Genomic DNA, 20,160 nt, shown 5'->3' on the forward strand with positions numbered 1-20,160 from the left:
TCCTAAATTTTTATATTTATATAACAAAAAAAGATCGTCCGGTTGCATCAAAAATGTGCAACCAGACGATCTTAGTAACCAATATGTATTACCGTAGACTCTAAGCTTTGCGGCCTATCCTTTCGAATAGTGTGCTAAAAATATCTTTTATTCTTTTTTTGTTTCATTTTCCTCTTAAACCAAATATTACTATACCGTCTGGACGGTTATAATTCAATACTCTATAAAATTGTTCTATTTTTCTAATAAAAAAAATAATTCACCACTACATTAAAGAAGCAATGGTGAATTATTTTAAAATTATATAGTTCGCATATTCTATTTATATGAATTACTAATAAGAGCTTGAATTACTTTTTCTCTTAACTCGGGGCTTAGTCTTCCAACCCCTAAATATTCCGAATACCATAATCCATCTGCTGCTAATCTAATAATTGTTGCACAAACTGAATCTATCTCATCATTCTCTATATTCTTTTGCAGTTGCTGAAATGATTGTTGTAATGGCTCAAGTAATTCAGGTTTTAACATGAGTGCTGCCATCATACTGCTAGACAACTCTTCTGTTCTTCTCTCATTACTTAATCTTTCCTCTACAAAAGAGCGAACCCATCTCCCTTTCCTCTCTGAGTCTTCCGCTACTTTATTGTAAATGGCCCCTTCATAATCCTCTACCCCTCGGACTATCATACCTTCTATTAAAGCTTCTTTATTTGAAAAGTGATACAATAATCCACCTTTGCTTAAACCCGCCTCTTTTGCCACTGCTTTCAAGGTTAATTTAGCAACCCCTTTACATTGTACAATTTGAGAAGCGGCCGTCAAAATCTTTTGCCGCGTTATGCTTATACTCATTCCTTTTTAAAACCCCATTTCTACTAAATTTATATAAATACGAATCTTATTTTTAATATTGTTGATTACTACTAAGTATTTTCTTTATACAACAAAAGCTTCATTACCTTTGAATTTTTAGTTACTTATTCTATTAAAAATTTCCATATCATTCAATATGATAACATTAAATACACAAAGCTGACTATACATCTATACTTTTGTATTTATTGAAAATATATCCATTAATAAAATTTACCGATTTATTCCTTCTTATTACTTTAAGACAGCATTAATTCTTTCAGTACTAAATAAAAAATGTTATTACTCCCATTAAATTGAGTAATAACATTCTACTTAACAAATTCGCTGCCAACTAGCATCCTTCACATCTTCACTAGTCGGTTTTCTAACTGATCCAATAAAGTGAAACTTTATATCCGCAACATGGACAGGTGTATTTCATTTTGTCACTCCATTATTAACTTGTTTTCCCATATATTCCGACTCACAAAGAATGTAACAGCACAAATCATAGTTATCCCCATGAAAAATGTATTAGAATCTTCATATGTAGTTGGAATGCCTACCGTTACGAAAACAATACTAAAAGCTAAAAATAGATATAATAATAAAGATATAATATAGCTTAGTTTAAATCGTAAAATGATACCTCTAAACAATAGCTCACCAAGTAGACAGCCACCTAAAATAATAGGTACTCCGAAATACAATGTAAGGACTCCCATTTGCGCAGTAGATTGAATTATCTTTCCAATTATGTTCGGCGAAACCAGCTCACTATCGTTTCCCATCCTATCATATAAATCAAGTGCTGTTGCTGAAATAAAGAAACTTAATATAGAAAATGAATACGGTATTAAAAATTTGCTCACTCTCATTCACCTCGCTTTTTTCTTTACATATATTATTCATTATTTCCTATCATTTTTACATAAAAAAATAACCCTCTATGATAAAACATAGAGGGAAGCATTTCTATATAAAAATCTATACCTTATCCTGAAGTGAATCCCGAAAATAGGACAAATATCAAAACACCTAAACCATTTGCTATCTGCTCCCTACATTCTTTAGGGTAGATAGTTTATATGTTTTATTAGAAAGTAGTGCCTTCTTTTTTATAATATTCTTTTGAAATCTCTTCATAAAATGCGGCTGATGTCGCGTAGAAATAAGGTGCTAACCATAAGAAACCGATTCCTACAGTAAGAATACTTAAAATGAACCAACCTAAGAAACTTAAGCATAGTAAAAAGTAATCCATTTTATGTCCATTCATCATATGACGACTCTCAGTAATCGCTTGATTCGCTGTATATTCTGGATGATCATTCAAAATAAAATATGTCATAGAATAAGAAAATGATTTAATAATACCTGGAATAATAAGAAGTAATGTCCATAGAGTCAAGTATACATACATTAGTAAATATGTTAAAAACGACTTTATCAACTTACTTCCATCGCTAAACCATCTAAATATATGACCAATGCGAGCATCAGTCCCACGAATTGCATTTAAAACAAGATAATAGGCACCTATTGTTAATGGACCAATAACAAGCATTACTATAATACTTACTGTAAGTGAATCACTTGCTTCTTCCCAACCCCAAAATATCGAGAAAATACCTGTTGTTAGCATTTCAACAGCTCCAATAAGGATTCCAATTAATAAGGTTGCCCCTACCGCTAATCCCCATCTTCCTTTTAATGCATCAAGTGCTTCTCTTTTCAACTGACTTATCATATATAACCTCCTAATACTATTTATATTTTAGTATACCATTTATATCAAAAACCCCATAGATTTCCCTTAAATAGAAGCTAATTACCTTTTTTCATACGTATTGATACATGTGTGCTGTAGTTGTACTAATATATGGATTAAACGACTCTTTTCCCTATAACAAAAAAGCCTGCCTTTCATAATAGGCAAGCTTTCTCAAGTTACATCTCATTTATTTTCTTCTTATACCAATCCTGCATTCTCTCCGCATCTTCTACTCTCGTATGCTCTATTTTATAACTAGATGATGCACTCGAAAACTTATACGTACATAAATCCGCACGGCGCTGGAAATATGATTGTGTCTTCTCCATTGATTGGACGTGTCTTCTTCTAATAAGTCCTGTATATTTTCCGACGCTACGATAGACAAGTGTAATTTGTTCTCCGTTAACACTGTAGCCATTTGTTTTAAATGTTGCGTATCCAAGTGTAAAGATAAGGATTGCGAGCGGTAGTAATGCCCACATGATGTAATACTTTTCAAAGTATATGCTTATTCCAGTAAGCGGGATTGCGAGCATAGCGAAAAAGATAAAACTATCAATGAGATAGCGGCGCAATGCTGCTTTTGGTAACGAAGTAATACTTGCATTCAGTTCGTATGGTAATTGTAAATGCGCGAGTAATTGTTGCACTCGATCTTTTCGAATGATAGGATGCAGTGTAACTTTTTCTTCTTTCCCTTCACTTTGAATGACTTCTACTTGCACAGCACAATAACCGAACGGTTGGCGTAAAATGCCTTCTTTTATCGTAATCCCTTGAATGCGGTGCAATTTTAGTACGAGTTCTTTTCTCTCCAGTAACCCTTGCGAAATACGGACTTCATCATTTTTTCGATTCACTGTGAAGTTACCGTGTTTTAACGCGTAGCCAATTGTAGATATCATCCAAGAAACGACAAGTAAAATAGCTACCATGTAAATCCAGCCATATATATCGTGGTCCATTACATATGACGTCACACTATTTTTTATCCATTTCGGAATATACTCATCTACTTGGTGATAAACGAAAAAGATTAAAGAGAACAATACTCCAAATTGACCAGATGTAACAGACGCTATTAAAATCTCTTTCCACGTTAACTTGTACTCTGTCGTTTGTTTTTCCTCTGTAACAATTGCTTTTTCTACTGTATTTTCTGCTGCTTCGTCTAACGTTTTTTCTGCTTTCACTTCTGGAGTTGGCTCATTTAGCAAAGTAATAAGCTCCGTCGCCTCTTCTACCGTAATTCCAGCTAAGCTAACTTCTGCTTCATCGCCCCCGCCAGCTGTTTCAATCTGAATTTTTTTCAAACCGAGCATTTGGTATAGTACGTTAGAACTTGTATTAATTGTTTGAACACGTTCTTTATTTAAGTAGCTCTCCTTTTTCACAAAGAGACCTTGTTTCACATGTAATACGTTATTTTCGACCCAGTATACTTTGTAATACCAGCCTACGATAGCTGAAATAATTGTGATCAACGCAAAACCAATAGGAACTAAATACCAAAATGGAAACTTTCCCCTTAAGCTAAAAAGAAAAATAATGAGTGGTATAAAATCTGTTATTTTTAATTCTAATAACATCGTGATTGGATGCTGCCTCTTATACATCCTCATCACTCACTTTCGCTAATTCTGCGATTTTCGTTTTCAACATTTCAGCTTCATACATCGTTAAACCTGGGATGCTATGAGAAGTTGCCGCTGTTGAAATGTGTAATTCTGCTAATCCGTATTTTCTCATAATTGGCCCTTGTTCAATCGTAACGTGCTGCACACGAATCATCGGTACTAATACGCGCTTTACGACGAAAAGACCATGCTGAATTTCAAGTTCTTCTTCATTTAGTTGGTAGCTGTAATAACGTTGACGTAGTTTCGGAAACGTAAAGTAATCAAACGGTGTATATACAATTGTTAATCCGATGAGCACATAGAAAATCCAAGCCCACCAATTAAACTTAATCATAAAGAAAAGATATGCCAAAATGACTATAATACTGATTCCTAGCTCAATTAAAGAACGCGCTTTCCACACCTTGACCATGTCAGGGTGAATTTCATTTTTCAATGGATCCATGTAACCACTCCAAATCTAGTAATCTAATATATGAATACTCTCAATCTATATTTTACGTAACTTTACAGAAAATTGAAATTCAATCTTCTTTCTTCTCAGGAATAAAATATCCGAACCAAAGTAGCCAAATGAAACCGATTAACTTCATCCAATTTCCATCCGCTTGAAAAGCTTCAATCATACCTGGTATTTTATAAACCCCAATAAATCCAAGAAAACCGAGCCACCAGTTTTTTTGCATTTTCATCTTTACTCCTCCTTCATGACGTTTTTCACATTTCGAATCCAAATTTCTTTATACTTTAACTGGAATCCCATGAGCATATAGTTGCTCATATTATCAATCACGAGTGCTAGCGTATGAGCATTTTCTTCCGTTTCATGTTGTGACACTACGTCAAGTCTTGCGCCTTTCTTCAATAAATCGTGGAAACCATTTAAGAAATCTTCTTGTATTTCAAATAAGCGTTTCTGATACTTTTCATTTCGCGATGCAGTTACGATAAATTCATTGATAACGCGTAATATCCCTTCTTTCCCTTCATATTCAGAGAGCATATGTAAACCATCAGCAATTAACTTTTCTGCAAAGTTTTCTTTCGTATATTGCTCTTTATCGAAATAACTCACGAAATGATATCCAGAGAAAATTTCTTCAAATAAAAAATCGATTAACGCTTCTTTAGAAGAAAAATGATAATAAATAGCCGGTTTTGAAATACCTACCTCTTTCGCAATCATGGAAAGACTCATCTTCTCAATGCCGTGTTCTGCCATAAGTTTAAATGAAGCCTCTACAATGTTTTGCGATGTTTGTAAATTCTTCGTCATACTGTACCTCACTTATTTTTACTTACCGTTCGGTAAGTAAATTATAAAACAAAACGAAATGATTTTCAATTTGGTTAGCACTACAGAAGGTATTTATTGGAAAATATAGAAAGTTATAAAGTAAAAGCAACATATAAGAATAAGGAGGATATCATATGGGACTTGGTGGTAATGGCGGTAGTGGTGGTAATGGCGGCGGTGAAGCGGGACAAGCTGGTAAGAGCGGATTTTCATTAATCATTGTACTTTTTATCGTATTGATTATAGCTGGAATTAGCTATATCGGACTTAGCTTCTAAGAAAAGGCGTCCTACGTTACACATGTAGGACGCCTTGTTTTTAATCTCTATTCAGCAATCGCATACGATAACAATTCATCGTCACTTCTCCGAGTCTTTGCAGTAGTTGATAGTTCGCATATGCGCCTACCGGGGCACCGATTATTGGTACGAGCTGCAGCATTTTGGCTAAATCGATATAGTCTCGGTACTCTGTTTGGAACTTTTCCCAGTCCATATGATTTTCTTCTTCTGTATCCCACGTTTCGATTGCTTTCCATATTTCTTTTCGGTGATCATCACTTGAAAAGGCAAGCTGAAAAACATGAAGGATAAAAAGGCGCTCTTCTTTGTTGCTCGTATCAAATCCGTACAATGTCGCTGCATCGAATAAAAATTTAATTTTAATGCCGAGTAAAAGCGGAAAATCAGCAAGACCGAGGAGAATACCGCCAGCCCCCGTCCCAGCCCCTTCTGCCGCTGCTATTTTTTTGTACTCATCCATTTTTTTACGTACTTCATCGTCACGTCTTTGCAGTGACCATGTCGTCTCTTTTAGCTTCGGCTTTATAAAGTTTGACCCGGCGCTGATCGTTTGCACCATCATCCGGATCGTCTCTGTTAGCACTTTTTGTACTTTCGCCGGAATGAGCTGTTGCACTTTCGTCTGCACTTTTTTGGAGAACCGTGTCATCATAGAAGAATCTTTCATGAATGTAGCTTTCCACTGCTCCAATTCTTTTATAACCTTCTCTTCGTATGTAATCATAGGTTCATTCCTTTCAATTTAAACGCTCAATGCGCTTCGCCCCGTATTGGTAAACAAAACCGATACTAAATAATATGCTTACGATAAGTAAAATTCCTGTCATCATGAAATCTTTCGTTGCTAGTGCAAATATAACTGTAAAGATTACGCTCCCGATGATTAGAACCACGTTTAATAAAGTAAGAAAATCTTTCTTCTTCTCTTCTCCCCGTACTGGATACAAATCAAGCCAAATTTTCATGCGGTGATGTTTCCATAAAGTTAAGAGCTGATAGCCGATTAAATATAGGAAGATAAAACTTACGATAAATCGCCCGTATAAAAATGGAATGAAGTAAAGAATAACTCCTCCAAGAGCGAGCAAACGCACATATAATCCAAAATAGTTACCTGATCTTAAAAACGTTCTCGTATATAAGTATAAATATGTACGCTTTTCACCGATTATCGAAAGAATGAAATCGAGCCATTTTCTGCGTGCTACTCTTTCTTTTAATGCTGGTACATCAACGAACATGTTCGCGATGCGGTACAGCAGCATCATCTTCTTACCTTCTTCAGAAATTAAATACTCCCAGTTTAGTGGCTTTCCCTTTACCATTTGATGCATGATAGCAAGGTATAACACCATGAGAAGGACGATTCCACCAATGAAAAGAACTGAAGTACGTTCTACAAGGAAATATACAAATAAACCGTTTAGGATAAAACGAATGAACCAATCCGCTCTTTGTATATTTTGATCTGTTAAAAATGACTTTTCCCACGCTACAAATAAGTTCCACGCTTTTACGATGACAAATGCAAGTACGATCCATATGTAGCCAGCTCCTGTTTGCTTCATTTGCTGGAAGTATAACGGAGCAAGCGCAGCTGCTACAATTGCGATTATGTATAACTGGATCATAAATGTAAAAAGAAATGCCTTTGTGAAGTAAGGTTTTAATTTTTCTTCAACTGGCAGTAAGTAAACGAGATCCGCTTCTTTTAATAACGTTTGAATGGATCCAGCCGTTAACACGAGTCCAATTAATACTGCCATTACGAGCGCCGCCGGAAACGAAGGTGTTAACGTTTGTAACCATTGCTGGTAATAATACGCTCCCGCACCAATGATGAACACGAAAATAAATTTCAAATGATCATTAAATACGTATTTACTATATGTACGAACTTCTTTTAGAAAGTGACGAAATCGTTCTTTCCATAACGCTGTGCTATTCATAATCTTCTTCCTTTGTTAGCGCGATGTAAATATCATCTAACGTTGCACCTGGCATATTAAACTGTGATTGCAGTTCAGATAGCGTTCCCTTCGCTCTTACTTCACCTTGATGCAAAATAATGAACGAATCACAATAACGCTCTGCCGTCGCTAAAATATGTGTGCTCATTAAAATACCGGCACCACTCTTTTTCATTTGGTCCATCATTTGAAGAAGGGATTGAATCGCTAACGGATCTAATCCAACGAAAGGTTCATCTACTATGTAAAGAGATGGCTCCACTAAAAATGCGCTCATAATCATTACTTTTTGTTTCATTCCTTTTGAGAAATGAGATGGAAACCATTTTAAACGATTTTTCATACGAAACTCTTGTAGTAGTTGTCCTACACGTTCTTCATATTGTTTTTCATCAACCCCATACGCCATAGCTGTTAATTTCAAATGCTCTTCTAACGTTAATTCATCATATAATACCGGCGTTTCCGGAATGAATGAAAAGCTAGAACGGTACGCTGTCATATCATCACGAATTGTTTTCCCATTAATTGTGACAGTTCCTTTTTTCGGTTCCATTAAACCGATAATATGTTTAATCGTCGTACTTTTACCAGCTCCATTTAAACCGATTAAGCCGACAAGTTCGCCTTTATTAACAGAGAACGAAACGTCTTTTAATACAGGTCGTTTCGTATATCCTCCTGTAACATTTTCTACACGCAATAACTCGCTCATACGACACCACTTTCTTCATTAGTATTCATTCTATATTCATCTTACCAAAAATTATGCTGTACTACATAGTATCCATGTACTCAAAAAAAATTTTTAAATTTATTAGCATATATTTTTCCGAAAGCGGACATCATAATTATTGAAGAAGGAACACATTGAAAAAGCAACCACCAATTGATGAGTACAACAACATAGTGAAGTCATCATGAAATGGGGTGTCCAAGTTGGACAATGAAATTTACACATAACCAGATCATTTGTTTCATTTTCGAAACGGGGTGTCTCTGAAAGAGCATATACTGTTTTAAAAAATAAACAATTTCATTTTAAAAAAGATTGCAATTCATTTCACTTGAAAATGGGGTGTCTACGGCAGAAACTTTAGCCGATTTACCGTGCATTTCTTAAATAAATGAGGTGTCTGCGAAACGTAAATTACGATAATGCTTTTTCAATCCCTCTTCAGAAAACAGGAAGCTGAGTCAGCTTCCTGTTTTTCGTGTTTGTTCTCTTATGTAATTATGGTAAAATACGGCTAAGGATATTTGAAAGGATGAGATCAATGAATCATACAGCAGACAATTGTATTTTTTGTAAAATCATTGACGGGCAAATCCCTTGCTCAAAAGTATACGAAGATGAACATGTGCTTGCATTTTTAGATATTAGTCAAGTAACAAAAGGACATACTCTTGTTATTCCGAAAGTTCACAAACAAGACATTTTTGCGTTAACGCCAGAAATCGCATCACACATTTTTTCTGTCGTTCCAAAAATCGCAAATGCGATTAAAGCAGAGTTTAATCCAGTTGGCTTTAACCTACTTAACAATAACGGTGAAAAAGCTGGACAAACTGTGTTCCACTTCCACCTTCATTTAATTCCACGCTACGGTGAAAAAGATGGTTTCGGTGCTGTTTGGAAATCACATCAAAATGAATACACTATGGAAAATTTACAAAACATCGCAAGTACAATTGCAAATAGTGTGAAATAATGACACTATAAGAAGGCGTAATACATAACAAGCCACTTCCCTGAAGTCATCAAATTCCGCATGGCTTGTTTCTTTACTTAAAATGCTCAGGGATGATTGTTTGTGCATAGCACATATAAGAAAGATATGCATATTTTTCCCATCATGAATACGAACAAAAAATAAGGAGGTCTCCTTTTATGTCAAAAGCTAAATCCTTTATTACAGGTGTTATTTGCGGCGGAGCAGTTGCTGGACTAGCTGTTCTTTTCTCAACTCCTTCTTCTGGTAAAGACATGCGCGGCAAGTTAAAAGAAAAAGGAAATGATATTAAAAAGACTTTAGCTGATATTACAGCTGATACGAAATTATTAAAGCGTCAAATTGTTGAAACTGCTTCAGAAGGTAAAGAAGTGTTTCAAGAATTAAAAGATGACATGCAAGACACGCTTTCTAACTGGAAGCAAGATATTTCTCAAAACAAGCGCCATATTGAGAAAGAAATTTTGGACATCCAAAAGTCAATTGAGAAACTACAAGAAGCTGTTCCAGAAAAAGCGTAAACAAATTCCTGCTTAGTTTTTTGCATATAACAAATATTTTTTATATAAATTGACCTTGACACGGCATATCGTATAGATATGCCGTGTTTTTATGCATTTACAATATATGTTATCACTTAACATGTAAGGACAACGTATGTATTCACGACTCATAAAACGCTTCCATAGTTATGCATGATTTGTATAGAATGTCATTTTTCCGAAAAATTTTCACAATTCTCACAAAAAGACTTTATTAATTTTTATTTTACTGGCATAATAGATAGTAATGAAAAAAGAATGTTAAAGTGGGTGAGTAAATGAAAAGTGGAGAAAAAGATTACTCGGTAAAAGAAGCGATGATTTTCAGCCAACGCATTGCTCAATTATCGAAAGCGTTATGGAAATGTGTAGAGAAAGATTGGCAGCAGTGGATTAAACCTTACGATTTAAATATTAATGAACATCATATTTTAACAATCGCTTATCATTTAAAAGGGGCTTCTATTTCTGAGATTGCTAAGTTTGGAGTTATGCACGTATCAACAGCGTTTAACTTCTCGAAAAAGCTGGAAGAACGCGGCTATCTTGTATTCTCAAAAAAGGAAGATGATAAACGAAATACGTACATTGAAATTACAGACAAAGGGGAAGAATTACTACTTCGCTTAATGGAAGAGTATGATCCTGAAAATAATTCAGTGTTTAATGGGGCTCTTGCACTTCGTAATTTTTATGGGAAGTTCCCAGAAAATATCGAACTGATTGCAATCCTGCGTAACATTTACGGACAAGACTTTATCGATATTTTTGAGAAATCATTAGAAGATATTGAAGAGAACTTTACAGAATCCGATCAAAAGTTAGTTAAGAAATAATCTATTTATTTTTTCGCAATCATGCTTAAGAATTCATTCATAAGCGGCTTAAATAAACCTTGTTTTGCTAGCGCTTCCGCAGTTTCGTGTACTTCGAGCTGATGTGGAAGCGCTTTTTCAAATTGATCTAACAGCGCATCGAACAAAAGAAGCCCTTCTGCTTTCTCCACTACATATTGCTCGTTCAGTTTTTCACAAAGATTTAGTATACGTTCAATATCTTTTTTACGAGCTTTTTTCTTTATGATCAAAGAATAAAATGGACACTTCTCTTCATCAATCATTTTAAATAATAAGTCTACATAGTATTCAGCTTGTTCTAATCTTCTAACAACGTCCATTTTCTCCCTCACTTTCTAACACAAAGTCTTCTATTTCTGAATTTTGTAACACGAACAAAATATCGTGTGATACAATATATGTATATGTATTTTAGCCAAAAGGAGGTCTCGCCTCATGACACTTATAACAGTTGTTTTTGTCGCATTCGCACTTCTTGTTATATTTTACACGAATTTCATGACACATACACTGTGTGAACGAAAACAAATAGCTGCGAGCCGCCAGCCCGGTGTCTTTCGGGTTATTAATGTATGTATAACAATTTTATTAATTTCTAGTTATATAGAAATTATATTTCATGGAAAGTGAGGAAGGAAAGCCCCTTCCTCACTTTTTTCCTCTATAAGCAAATTATACCTACAATAACCAATAAAATAAACAGTACAAGTAATAAAATAAGTTGAGAATTCATCCCCATCCCCTCCTCTATTCTGTATATGCGGCATACGCCCAATATGGCACACTTTCAAAATCTGACACGTGCTGGTTAATTTTTCTTTATCAATATGAAAACGGTTCGAAATATGATATATTAAATTTTGTACATATTGCTTATACTATAGAACAAAACATTCATCAAAACTTTATCCTCAGCCACGGTAAGCCCTGTTAAGCGCGCTTTACCAATATAAAAAAGCAAAAGTATCAGTGAGACTTAATCGGGCTCTTATGAACTAAAATTCATCGGTGTAGGATAAATTAAAAATACATAATAGTAGGAGTGTTTATTGAATGAAGAAAGCTATGCTTGCCTTAGCCGCAACAAGTGTAATCGCATTATCAGCATGTGGAACATCATCATCAGACAAAATTGTTACATCTAAAGCTGGTGACATTACAAAAGAAGAATTCTACGATCAAATGAAGACACAAGCTGGTAAACAAGTACTAAACAACATGGTTATGGAAAAAGTACTTATTAAAAACTACAAAGTTGAAGACAAAGATGTAGACAAAAAGTTCGATGAAATGAAAAAACAATACGGTGATCAATTCGATACACTAATGAAACAACAAGGTATTAAAGAAGAAACTATTAAAAATAGTGTGCGTGCTCAATTAGCTCAAGAAAAAGCGGTTGAACAATCGATTACTGATAAAGATGTAAAAGCAAAATTCGAGGATTATAAAAAAGAAATTAAAGCAAGTCATATCCTTGTAAAAGATGAAGAAACTGCTAAAAAGGTAAAAGATGAACTTGCTCAAGGTAAATCTTTCGAAGAATTAGCAAAACAATACTCTGAAGATACAGGCTCAAAAGAAAAAGGTGGCGACTTAGGATTCTTCGGACCAGGGAAAATGGTAAAAGAATTTGAAGAAGCAGCTCAAAAGTTGAAAAAAGGTGAAGTAAGCGAACCTGTAAAAACACAATTCGGTTACCATATCATCAAAGTAACTGATAATCACGCAGATGCAAATTTCGATAAAGCAAAAGCTGATATTAAAAAATCACTAGTTCAAGAAAAAACACAAGATGCACAATTCATGAACGATCTTATGATGAAAGAAATCAAAAAAGCTGACGTAAAAGTTGACGATAAAGATTTAAAAGATCTTTTCGAAGAGAAAAAAGCTGACGCTAAGAAAGACGAAAAGAAATAATGAAGTAAAAAAAGCTTGGGCTTCGGCCCAAGCTTTTTTATCCCCTCTTCTCCCGGTAGTTAATCTAGATTCGGTAAATGAAATTATATCGGCGATTTTTCAAATATATCGACCGCAACTCCAATTATATCGGCGATTTTCAAAATATATCAGCGCAACTCCAATTATATCAGCGATTTTCGAAATATATCGACTTACCGACAAAAAACGACAACAAGCGTGACTCCCTCTTCAAACACAAAAAAACCTTGATCCACGCCACGTAGAACCAAGGTTTATCTTATTATCATTGATTAAATGAAAAAACTATGTTAAATTAGAACAGAAACACGTTTTACAAAACAAAAGGAACGTATTTATCCGTATCTTAATTGTACACCAAAACACATCTTCAGTCAACCTCTATTTTTCACTTTTAAAGGAGTGCTTACCGTATGAACAAAAAACTTGATCTAGAGCAAAAAAGATTGGATACCGTAATCGAGACAATTACGGAGCAAATTGATAAACTGGAAAACGAAACTGGCAGACGCCGAGCAGAAGTAATCAATATTCGTAAACACTTTTGGGATGACGTGAAAGTGAATACTGATACTTTCGATGATTATCTTGAAACAGTTATCAACTTAAGACAACAAGCTCAGTCACTAGCTGTCACACAAATTACCCATAAGCACACCTTTAATCGACTTGCCGCATTAAGACGTATGCATAAAGCACCTTATTTCGGACGAATTGATTTCAAAGAAGAAGGAGAATCTACCGCGGATCAAATTTATATCGGCGTCGCTACACTTACTGATGCAAGCGGAGAAAACTTCCTTATATATGACTGGCGCGCACCTATTTCGAGTGTGTACTATGATTATCCACCAGGACCTGCTGAATACAGTACACCAGGCGGCGTAATCCACGGTAATGTGGAGAAAAAATTACAATACATTATTCAAAATGGCGAGATTGATTCTATGTTCGATACGAGCCTTACAATTGGTGATGAAATCTTGCAACAAGCGCTTGGAAAAGGCACGAACAAACATATGCAAAGCATCGTTGCTACGATTCAGCGCGAGCAAAATGAAATTATCCGTCACGATGAAGGCCGACTCCTTATCGTGCAAGGAGCCGCTGGTAGTGGTAAAACATCAGCTGCATTGCAACGAATCGCCTACTTACTATATAAATATCGCGAATGGCTAAAAGCAGATCAAATTATTCTCTTCTCTCCTAACTCTATGTTCAATAGCTACGTTTCTAACGTACTACCTGAACTCGGTGAAGAAAATATGCAGCAAGTTACATTCCAAGAATATTTAAATCATAGACTAAGTAAGTCATTTGAAGTTGAAGATCCTTATGAGCAATTGGAATATATGTTAACTGAAACGAATAGCCCTACCTATAAAACGAGAAATGCGAGCATCCGATTTAAAGCATCCACTCAATTTTTCGAGATGATTAGAGCGTACAGACAATCTCTTGAATCTTCAGGCATGCTATTTAGAGGAATGAAATTTAGAGGAAAACTGATTGTTTCTGCGAAAGAAATTACAGAACAATTTTACAATACCGACTCCTCCCTCCGCTTCCATAGTCGAATTGAGAAGTTAACGGATTGGCTAAATAAGCAAATAGATGCACTTGAAAAAGCAGAACTGAAAAAGCCTTGGGTAGAAGAAGAAATTGAATTACTTAGTAAAGATGAATACCAAAAAGCTTATAAATATTTGCAGAAAAAAGGAGAGTTTGACGACAACTCCTTTAATGATTTTGAAAAAGAAACGAGAGTACTTGGACGTATGATTGTCCGTAAAAAATTGAAGCCACTGCGTAAAGGCGTTCAAACATTACGCTTTATCAATTTCACAGGTATATATAAACAACTCTTCACAGATGCATCATGGGTTACTGAGAAAAAACCGAAAGAGTGGGATGACATTTGCTCCTTAACAATAAACATGCTTGATGAAGGAAAACTATATTACGAGGATGCGACTCCATTCTTACTTTTAAAAGAATTAATTGAAGGCTTCCAAACGAACAGATCGATTAAACACGTACTCGTAGACGAAGCGCAAGATTATTCTCCGTTTCAGTTCGAGTTTTTAAAACGTCTCTTCCCTGCCGCAAGAATGACAGTACTCGGCGACTTTAACCAAGCGATATTTGCTCATGCGAGTGAAACGGTTAATTTCGATACACTTACAAATTTATACGGTCCAGACGAAACAAACGGCATTAACTTAACTCGTAGCTATCGCTCAACAAAACCGATTATTGAATTTACACGTGCTCTCGTACCGGAAGGCAAGAACATTCACGCCTTTGAACGTGACGGCGAGAAACCTACAGTGACGAAAGTATCGAATGTCAAAGAACTGCACGAACGTATTACTGCCAAAGTTGCTGAACTACAAAAAGAGCAGCACAATACGATCGCAATTATATGTAAATCTGCAGCTGAAAGCGCAGCTGCATACGAAGCACTTAATCATATCGATAATATTAAACTCGTGAAGAGTAACTCAGCCGAGTATGAGCAAGGCATTGTCGTAATCCCTGCTTACTTAGCGAAAGGTATTGAATTTGATGCTGTTATTATTTACAATGCTTCTAAAGATGTGTACAACGATGAGAGCGTTCGTAGATTGTTCTACACTGCTTGCACACGCGCAATGCATGAATTGCAACTTTATAGCGTTGGCGAGGTTAGTCCTTTTGTGCTTGGGGCTGATTCGGAGAGTTTTGAGCTTATTACACCTTGATGACAATCAAGGTGTTTCTTTTTTTGCAGGACTTACACCTTTAAAGTAGAATATATCATTTTAGAAAAAAGCAAGGAGTGAAACAATGAACTATTATTTTATTGCTATTTATGACGGCGAGTTTCCTACCGAAAAATTACATACTATTTTACAATCTAATCACACTTTTACTAACTTAAACGTCCGCACCATTTCAATCTCCTCACCAAGACCTTTCACATTATTAGTTGGCGAAGAACACGATACACTCACAACTGGATTTACAGACAAATACCACTTATTCACGAAAGAGTTGCAAACACTCGAGCAGCAAGAAAAGTACTACTATGTATACGATTATAAAATTAGAAAGAACATCGAGAATCCAATCCAAAAATGCTTTCCATTCGCACAAATCCATATAAGTGTTACGAAATTCCATCAAATGATTCAAAAAGTAAAAAACTTAAAACGACCTGTATTTGCAGGTTATAACATCGTCTCTCATGATACAGACATACTTACGATTGATGTACTTCTTTCTTCACCTTTATTGGATCCTAACACTTCCGAAAAAGACGCGGAAGAATACGCCTATTTACACCAGCTAGCTGAATCAATTTCTCGTTCTGAATTATGTATTTCTATTAAAGAGAGTGCACTTATTTAAACACGAAAAGAGGGTTATTTATCATAACCCTCTACATACTATCTATTTATGTTTTTGAAACAAAACGTACTAAGTGTGCTAGTGTAAAAAATACAGATTGCGATGTCCATACCGTTTTTTTATGAATATTTATTTACTTCTTGTCCCCTGACACTAATGTTCTGCTTAAAAACAGGAATTTTCATCCATATATCTTGTTCCCTATTTTAAAACATAATACAATTAAAATGTAACTTAATAAGCTATAACTAGTAGGTGTGGCAATCATCTCTTCCATTTTGAAAAAAGGGGGGAGGTGATAATATAATCGCGATGTTTATAATTAAATTAGTGTATGGTATCCTAACCGGAGCTGGCGTTGTCATCGGTAGAAGATACGTCGGTCCGTGGCTAATTTCTGTATACAAAAAAGCGAGAACCACCCTGCTTCGTGGAAAAGGTAAGGGCGGTTCTCGGCTAAAACGTTAATGTAATTGTCTTATAACCGCACCTACTACCACCACAATAGCAAGTTAGGTTACACAAGGCAGAAGTTTCTCAGGCTTCTGTCTTTTTTATTTTATGCAAAATTCACACTACATACTCTATCATTATTGTAACACATTTTATTTATTTTTAGTCAAGAGAAAAACTACCTAAAGGGCTCCCCTTCAGGTAGTTCTCTATTTTACGCTAACGCAGCTAGACTTTTTCAAGTTCAGCTGTGCCGCTCTCATCATTTATAGCACCAATAAAGACGGATTATGTACCCGCTTCATAACAGTATGAGTAAACAAGGAACAACACCTATTACGAATATAAAAAATCCTCTCACTATATAGCACCTATGTTTTCAGCAATACTCTATTACCATCAAACTAAATTTGTATAATTTAAACTACAGAATAGCAAGCTAATTTTCAAATATCTTCTTGCACATTATCCTAAATTTATTATCTATTTGTATCATGCTTATAAATAAAAGATATCCTACCGACGCACCGAGCATATTTATAGCAATCCGCCACACATCAAAAACATCAGACAAAGTTAGTAAATGTAATATCTCCCAAACAAGAAAGGTCATAACATACCACTTACGAGCTTTCTTATAGTTAGTCACTTTATTAAGCAGCACTGGAACGAAAAATCCAAATGGAACTACTAATATTATATGTTGTAAAACACTTAACCAATAAGTTGAGTTTCCCCAAGGACCTGGATGTGCAATAAAATCTTTAACTTGCCAAAGTGTTATTCCAAAAAGTTGTAATAACGTTTCTAAATCAGATATATGTAAAAATTGCTGCCAAAATTCAATGGGATGATAGACAGTCCCACCTGTCAAACTGCGAACAGAGTCAAATGTAGAAGTTGAAATAAACGTTCCTAAAAAGACAATAAAACAAATGATTATATAAGGAATACATAAAATTTTTGATAATACCTTTAATGATCTAGGAACTTCGTATACCGATTTATTAATCTCTACGCCAATAACTTTTGATTCTCCAAAACTTTGAATCGCTTTATAAATCGCTTCTTTTTCATTCATACCTTGTTCCATATATTCTTCTTTCAAGCTGTTCAAGTGATCATACATTTCTAGAAATAACTCATCCTGTTCAATATCACTAAGTTCTGAATAGGCTAAAATAGACTTAATATACTCATCAAATTCACTCATAAATAACTCCTTTCTGACAAGCTTGAATTAATGCTGTTACACTCTCCCAAGAATTCATTTTCTTCTGTAATTCTTTTTTCCCTTTATCTGTAATAGTATAGAATTTCCTTTTCATCCCATTCTCAGATTCATTCCAATAAGATTCAAGAAACTCCTTTTTCTCTAATCTCTTTAAAGCAGGATACAAAGTTCCCTGCCCCATACTATACAAATCTTCACTTGCATCCTTTAAACTTTGAGCTATTTCATATCCATATGTATCACGTTTTGCAATGATAGAAAGTAATAAAATATCTATACTTCCCTTCAAGATTTCTTTGTCCAACAATACCACCACCTTATATACATCGTATAACAACATATGTCGTTATGCAATATAGTTAGAAGAATATTCCATAAAAAAAGAACCACCTAAAGGCTCCCCTTCAGGTGGTTCTCTATTTTATGCTAACGCAGCTGCCTGTTCTTGTTGATCTACAGGAATTACAGCGTCTGTTAATGCTTTTTCTAGTTCTGCTGTATATTTCATTTGTTCTTCTTTGCTCCAGCCTAGTTTCGCAGCCATGTAGTTGATTACTGCTTCTTTCCACTCGTATACCCAGTGGATGTTGAAGAATACAGCGCCTCTGCGGCGTACGAAGAAGTCAACTGGTTTTGCTGTCATTTCATAATCCATTGCGTATACAAGTGGGATTAGAACGTCAAGCGGCATGTTGTATTCTTTCGCTTCGTCTTTATGTTTTTTCGCTAAGTCAAATAGTACGTCAACGTTAGAACCGTAGAATTTCGCGAATTCTTCTGCTTGTGCTGTTGTTAAACCATATTTCGTACCTTCGCCAGCTTTTTTCGCAACGAATGCTGGGAATCCGTGTGAACCATCTACATGTCCACCAGAGATTGGCATATGTTTCGTGTCGCTCTTCGGATATGCGCTATGACCTTCTTTTTGTAGTAAGTTCGTTACGTAGTCTACTACCATTTCAGCCATTTTGCGGTATCCTGTTAATTTACCACCTGCGATTGTAATTAAACCAGATTCAGAAGTCCAAATTTCATCTTTACGAGAAATTTCAGATGCACTCTTACCTTCTTCATAAATTAACGGACGTACACCAGCCCAGCTTGATTCAATGTCTTTCTCTGTAATTTTCACGCTTGGGAACATGTAGTTAATCGCATTAATGATGTAGGTGCGATCTTCTGTTGTCATTTGTGGTACAGCTGCGTCTTTATCGTAGAACGTATCTGTTGTACCTACATAAGTTTTTCCGCCGCGAGGAATCGCGAACACCATACGTTTATCTGGTGTATCGAAGTAAATCGCTTGACCTAATGGGAAACGTTTTTGGTCAATTACTAAGTGAACACCTTTTGATAACTGAAGTACTTTTCCTTTTTTCGAGTTATCTTTTTCACGAAGTGTATCTACCCAAGGGCCAGCTGCGTTTACAATTTTCTTACCGTAAACTTCGTATACTTCTTCGTCTAGTAAATCGATTACACGTACACCGCATACTTTTCCATCTTTATATAAGAAACTGTCTACTTTTGCATAGTTAACAGCTTTTGCGCCGTGCTCAATTGCTTCTTTCATTACTTCAATTGTAAGACGCGCATCATCTGTACGATATTCTACGTAGTAACCGCCGCCTTTTAATCCTTCTTTTTTTACAAGAGGCTCTTTGTTTAATGTTTCTTCACGGTTAAACATCTTTCTGCGCTCGCTTCGTTTTACACCTGCTAAGAAGTCGTATACACGAAGACCAATTGATGTACTAAATGATCCGAACGTACCGCCTGTATGGAACGGAAGTAACATCCACTCTGGTGTTGTTACATGGGGACCGTTCTCATATACGATCGCACGCTCTTTACCCACCTCTGCTACCATTTTCACTTCAAGTTGTTTTAAATAACGTAGACCACCGTGTACAAGCTTCGTTGAACGACTTGATGTACCTGCTGCAAAGTCCTGCATTTCAAAAACAATTGTTGATAACCCGCGTGTTGCTCCATCTAATGCAATACCAGAACCAGTAATACCTCCACCAATTACGATCACATCTAACTCTTGTTTATTTACTCCGTTTAATACGTCTTTACGTTGTTTACTTGAAAATTTCATGGTAATTCCTCCCTTTGATAACGAAAAAAGAGACCACAAACTCCGCTATAGATTTC

23 protein-coding genes and 1 riboswitch are annotated in these 20,160 nt (G+C 35.5%); of the genes, 8 read left to right on the forward strand and 15 right to left on the reverse strand.

Annotated features, from left to right (window positions below):
* Positions 1-53 precede the first annotated feature (53 nt).
* Positions 54-146, reverse strand: a riboswitch (cyclic di-GMP riboswitch).
* Between the two features lie 172 nt (positions 147-318).
* The 7 genes from AU379_RS21885 to AU379_RS21915 form a co-directional block, all read right to left on the reverse strand.
* Entirely contained in the window at positions 319-855 is a 537-nt protein-coding gene (locus AU379_RS21885) for a TetR/AcrR family transcriptional regulator (protein ID WP_061139716.1), read from the reverse strand.
* Positions 856-1,304: 449 nt separating this feature from the next.
* A complete protein-coding gene (locus AU379_RS21890; RefSeq protein ID WP_002098741.1) occupies positions 1,305-1,730 on the reverse strand; it encodes a hypothetical protein in 426 nt (141 codons plus the stop codon).
* Between the two features lie 224 nt (positions 1,731-1,954).
* Positions 1,955-2,608, reverse strand: coding sequence for a DUF975 family protein (locus tag AU379_RS21895; RefSeq protein WP_000625397.1), 654 nt, complete (start codon positions 2,606-2,608; stop codon positions 1,955-1,957).
* Positions 2,609-2,808: 200 nt separating this feature from the next.
* Positions 2,809-4,251 (reverse strand): PH domain-containing protein, encoded by a 1,443-nt coding sequence (locus AU379_RS21900; RefSeq protein WP_000278202.1) that lies wholly within the window; start codon positions 4,249-4,251, stop codon positions 2,809-2,811.
* The gene (locus tag AU379_RS21905) at positions 4,244-4,720 is read right to left on the reverse strand and encodes a PH domain-containing protein (protein WP_000371346.1); all 477 of its coding nucleotides are present in this window, start codon (positions 4,718-4,720) and stop codon (positions 4,244-4,246) included. Before AU379_RS21905 ends, AU379_RS21900 begins: the two co-directional genes overlap by 8 nt.
* 79 nt (positions 4,721-4,799) lie before the next feature.
* A complete protein-coding gene (locus AU379_RS30685; RefSeq protein ID WP_000783813.1) occupies positions 4,800-4,967 on the reverse strand; it encodes a hypothetical protein in 168 nt (55 codons plus the stop codon).
* 2 nt (positions 4,968-4,969) lie between these two features.
* Positions 4,970-5,551: a TetR/AcrR family transcriptional regulator gene (locus tag AU379_RS21915; protein WP_048568202.1), complete on the reverse strand. Its 582-nt coding sequence runs from the start codon at positions 5,549-5,551 to the stop codon at positions 4,970-4,972.
* Between the two features lie 155 nt (positions 5,552-5,706).
* Between AU379_RS21915 and AU379_RS29640 the strand changes: the two genes are divergently transcribed.
* Positions 5,707-5,850 (forward strand): YjcZ family sporulation protein, encoded by a 144-nt coding sequence (locus AU379_RS29640; protein WP_000522758.1) that lies wholly within the window; start codon positions 5,707-5,709, stop codon positions 5,848-5,850.
* A 40-nt stretch (positions 5,851-5,890) separates the two neighbouring features.
* On the opposite strand, the gene ecsC is transcribed toward AU379_RS29640, so the two are convergent.
* The 3 genes from ecsC to ecsA are packed head-to-tail and all read right to left on the reverse strand — an operon-like array spanning position 5,891 to position 8,559.
* Positions 5,891-6,598: an ecs operon protein EcsC gene (gene ecsC / locus AU379_RS21920; protein WP_000634139.1), complete on the reverse strand. Its 708-nt coding sequence runs from the start codon at positions 6,596-6,598 to the stop codon at positions 5,891-5,893.
* A 13-nt stretch (positions 6,599-6,611) separates the two neighbouring features.
* Positions 6,612-7,823: an ABC transporter permease EcsB gene (gene ecsB, locus AU379_RS21925; RefSeq protein WP_061139717.1), complete on the reverse strand. Its 1,212-nt coding sequence runs from the start codon at positions 7,821-7,823 to the stop codon at positions 6,612-6,614.
* Positions 7,816-8,559, reverse strand: coding sequence for an ABC transporter ATP-binding protein EcsA (gene ecsA / locus AU379_RS21930; protein WP_001292603.1), 744 nt, complete (start codon positions 8,557-8,559; stop codon positions 7,816-7,818). The genes ecsB and ecsA overlap by 8 nt, the downstream gene beginning before the upstream one ends.
* A 562-nt stretch (positions 8,560-9,121) precedes the next feature.
* Between ecsA and AU379_RS21935 the strand changes: the two genes are divergently transcribed.
* The 3 genes from AU379_RS21935 (at position 9,122) to AU379_RS21945 (ending at position 10,955) form a co-directional block, all read left to right on the forward strand.
* Positions 9,122-9,556, forward strand: coding sequence for an HIT family protein (locus AU379_RS21935; protein ID WP_001016835.1), 435 nt, complete (start codon positions 9,122-9,124; stop codon positions 9,554-9,556).
* Between the two features lie 179 nt (positions 9,557-9,735).
* Positions 9,736-10,098, forward strand: coding sequence for a YtxH domain-containing protein (locus tag AU379_RS21940; RefSeq protein WP_000030302.1), 363 nt, complete (start codon positions 9,736-9,738; stop codon positions 10,096-10,098).
* Between the two features lie 299 nt (positions 10,099-10,397).
* The gene (locus tag AU379_RS21945) at positions 10,398-10,955 is read left to right on the forward strand and encodes an HTH-type transcriptional regulator Hpr (protein ID WP_000834924.1); all 558 of its coding nucleotides are present in this window, start codon (positions 10,398-10,400) and stop codon (positions 10,953-10,955) included.
* A gap of 5 nt (positions 10,956-10,960) precedes the next feature.
* Here the strand turns inward: AU379_RS21945 and AU379_RS21950 are convergent, their stop codons facing one another.
* Positions 10,961-11,296 (reverse strand): DUF1878 family protein, encoded by a 336-nt coding sequence (locus tag AU379_RS21950; RefSeq protein WP_000383655.1) that lies wholly within the window; start codon positions 11,294-11,296, stop codon positions 10,961-10,963.
* Between the two features lie 115 nt (positions 11,297-11,411).
* On the opposite strand from AU379_RS21950, the gene AU379_RS21955 reads away from it, so the two are divergent.
* Positions 11,412-11,606, forward strand: a complete 195-nt coding sequence (locus tag AU379_RS21955) for a hypothetical protein (protein ID WP_000172690.1) — start codon at positions 11,412-11,414, stop codon at positions 11,604-11,606.
* A gap of 31 nt (positions 11,607-11,637) precedes the next feature.
* Here the strand turns inward: AU379_RS21955 and AU379_RS31260 are convergent, their stop codons facing one another.
* Complete coding sequence (locus tag AU379_RS31260; RefSeq protein ID WP_002023459.1) at positions 11,638-11,751, reverse strand: hypothetical protein; 114 nt, start codon at positions 11,749-11,751, stop codon at positions 11,638-11,640.
* 278 nt (positions 11,752-12,029) lie between these two features.
* Between AU379_RS31260 and prsA the strand changes: the two genes are divergently transcribed.
* The 3 genes from prsA (at position 12,030) to AU379_RS21970 (ending at position 16,313) form a co-directional block, all read left to right on the forward strand.
* The gene (gene prsA, locus AU379_RS21960) at positions 12,030-12,899 is read left to right on the forward strand and encodes a peptidylprolyl isomerase PrsA (RefSeq protein ID WP_000710063.1); all 870 of its coding nucleotides are present in this window, start codon (positions 12,030-12,032) and stop codon (positions 12,897-12,899) included.
* Between the two features lie 434 nt (positions 12,900-13,333).
* Positions 13,334-15,664, forward strand: a complete 2,331-nt coding sequence (helD, locus tag AU379_RS21965; protein WP_001035442.1) for an RNA polymerase recycling motor HelD — start codon at positions 13,334-13,336, stop codon at positions 15,662-15,664.
* A gap of 85 nt (positions 15,665-15,749) precedes the next feature.
* Entirely contained in the window at positions 15,750-16,313 is a 564-nt protein-coding gene (locus AU379_RS21970; protein WP_001110341.1) for a hypothetical protein, read from the forward strand.
* A gap of 892 nt (positions 16,314-17,205) precedes the next feature.
* On the opposite strand, the gene AU379_RS21975 is transcribed toward AU379_RS21970, so the two are convergent.
* From AU379_RS21975 to glpD, 3 genes are all read right to left on the reverse strand, one after another.
* Complete coding sequence (locus AU379_RS21975) at positions 17,206-17,979, reverse strand: VanZ family protein (protein ID WP_044584207.1); 774 nt, start codon at positions 17,977-17,979, stop codon at positions 17,206-17,208.
* Positions 17,972-18,304, reverse strand: a complete 333-nt coding sequence (locus AU379_RS21980; RefSeq protein WP_000356629.1) for a PadR family transcriptional regulator — start codon at positions 18,302-18,304, stop codon at positions 17,972-17,974. The genes AU379_RS21975 and AU379_RS21980 overlap by 8 nt, the downstream gene beginning before the upstream one ends.
* 117 nt (positions 18,305-18,421) lie before the next feature.
* Positions 18,422-20,104, reverse strand: coding sequence for an aerobic glycerol-3-phosphate dehydrogenase (gene glpD, locus AU379_RS21985; RefSeq protein WP_000672818.1), 1,683 nt, complete (start codon positions 20,102-20,104; stop codon positions 18,422-18,424).
* Between the last annotated feature and the right edge of the window lie 56 nt (positions 20,105-20,160).

The sequence above is a fragment of the Bacillus sp. JH7 genome (assembly GCF_001563515.1).
GTDB lineage: Bacteria > Bacillota > Bacilli > Bacillales > Bacillaceae_G > Bacillus_A > Bacillus_A cereus.

What these genes read in the sequence shown, in the direction of transcription:
- AU379_RS29640 (WP_000522758.1), top strand. Translation starts at nt 5,707, where the DNA reads ATGGGACTTGGTGGTAATGGCGGTAGTGGTGGTAATGGCGGCGGTGAA.
- AU379_RS21900 (WP_000278202.1), bottom strand. Translation starts at nt 4,251, where the DNA reads ATGTATAAGAGGCAGCATCCAATCACGATGTTATTAGAATTAAAAATA.
- AU379_RS21945 (WP_000834924.1), top strand. Translation starts at nt 10,398, where the DNA reads ATGAAAAGTGGAGAAAAAGATTACTCGGTAAAAGAAGCGATGATTTTC.
- AU379_RS21950 (WP_000383655.1), bottom strand. Translation starts at nt 11,296, where the DNA reads ATGGACGTTGTTAGAAGATTAGAACAAGCTGAATACTATGTAGACTTA.
- glpD (WP_000672818.1), bottom strand. Translation starts at nt 20,104, where the DNA reads ATGAAATTTTCAAGTAAACAACGTAAAGACGTATTAAACGGAGTAAAT.
- ecsB (WP_061139717.1), bottom strand. Translation starts at nt 7,823, where the DNA reads ATGAATAGCACAGCGTTATGGAAAGAACGATTTCGTCACTTTCTAAAA.
- AU379_RS21935 (WP_001016835.1), top strand. Translation starts at nt 9,122, where the DNA reads ATGAATCATACAGCAGACAATTGTATTTTTTGTAAAATCATTGACGGG.
- AU379_RS21905 (WP_000371346.1), bottom strand. Translation starts at nt 4,720, where the DNA reads ATGGATCCATTGAAAAATGAAATTCACCCTGACATGGTCAAGGTGTGG.
- helD (WP_001035442.1), top strand. Translation starts at nt 13,334, where the DNA reads ATGAACAAAAAACTTGATCTAGAGCAAAAAAGATTGGATACCGTAATC.
- ecsC (WP_000634139.1), bottom strand. Translation starts at nt 6,598, where the DNA reads ATGATTACATACGAAGAGAAGGTTATAAAAGAATTGGAGCAGTGGAAA.
- AU379_RS21970 (WP_001110341.1), top strand. Translation starts at nt 15,750, where the DNA reads ATGAACTATTATTTTATTGCTATTTATGACGGCGAGTTTCCTACCGAA.
- AU379_RS21895 (WP_000625397.1), bottom strand. Translation starts at nt 2,608, where the DNA reads ATGATAAGTCAGTTGAAAAGAGAAGCACTTGATGCATTAAAAGGAAGA.
- AU379_RS21940 (WP_000030302.1), top strand. Translation starts at nt 9,736, where the DNA reads ATGTCAAAAGCTAAATCCTTTATTACAGGTGTTATTTGCGGCGGAGCA.
- AU379_RS30685 (WP_000783813.1), bottom strand. Translation starts at nt 4,967, where the DNA reads ATGAAAATGCAAAAAAACTGGTGGCTCGGTTTTCTTGGATTTATTGGG.
- ecsA (WP_001292603.1), bottom strand. Translation starts at nt 8,559, where the DNA reads ATGAGCGAGTTATTGCGTGTAGAAAATGTTACAGGAGGATATACGAAA.
- AU379_RS21975 (WP_044584207.1), bottom strand. Translation starts at nt 17,979, where the DNA reads ATGAGTGAATTTGATGAGTATATTAAGTCTATTTTAGCCTATTCAGAA.
- AU379_RS21955 (WP_000172690.1), top strand. Translation starts at nt 11,412, where the DNA reads ATGACACTTATAACAGTTGTTTTTGTCGCATTCGCACTTCTTGTTATA.
- prsA (WP_000710063.1), top strand. Translation starts at nt 12,030, where the DNA reads ATGAAGAAAGCTATGCTTGCCTTAGCCGCAACAAGTGTAATCGCATTA.
- AU379_RS21885 (WP_061139716.1), bottom strand. Translation starts at nt 855, where the DNA reads ATGAGTATAAGCATAACGCGGCAAAAGATTTTGACGGCCGCTTCTCAA.
- AU379_RS21915 (WP_048568202.1), bottom strand. Translation starts at nt 5,551, where the DNA reads ATGACGAAGAATTTACAAACATCGCAAAACATTGTAGAGGCTTCATTT.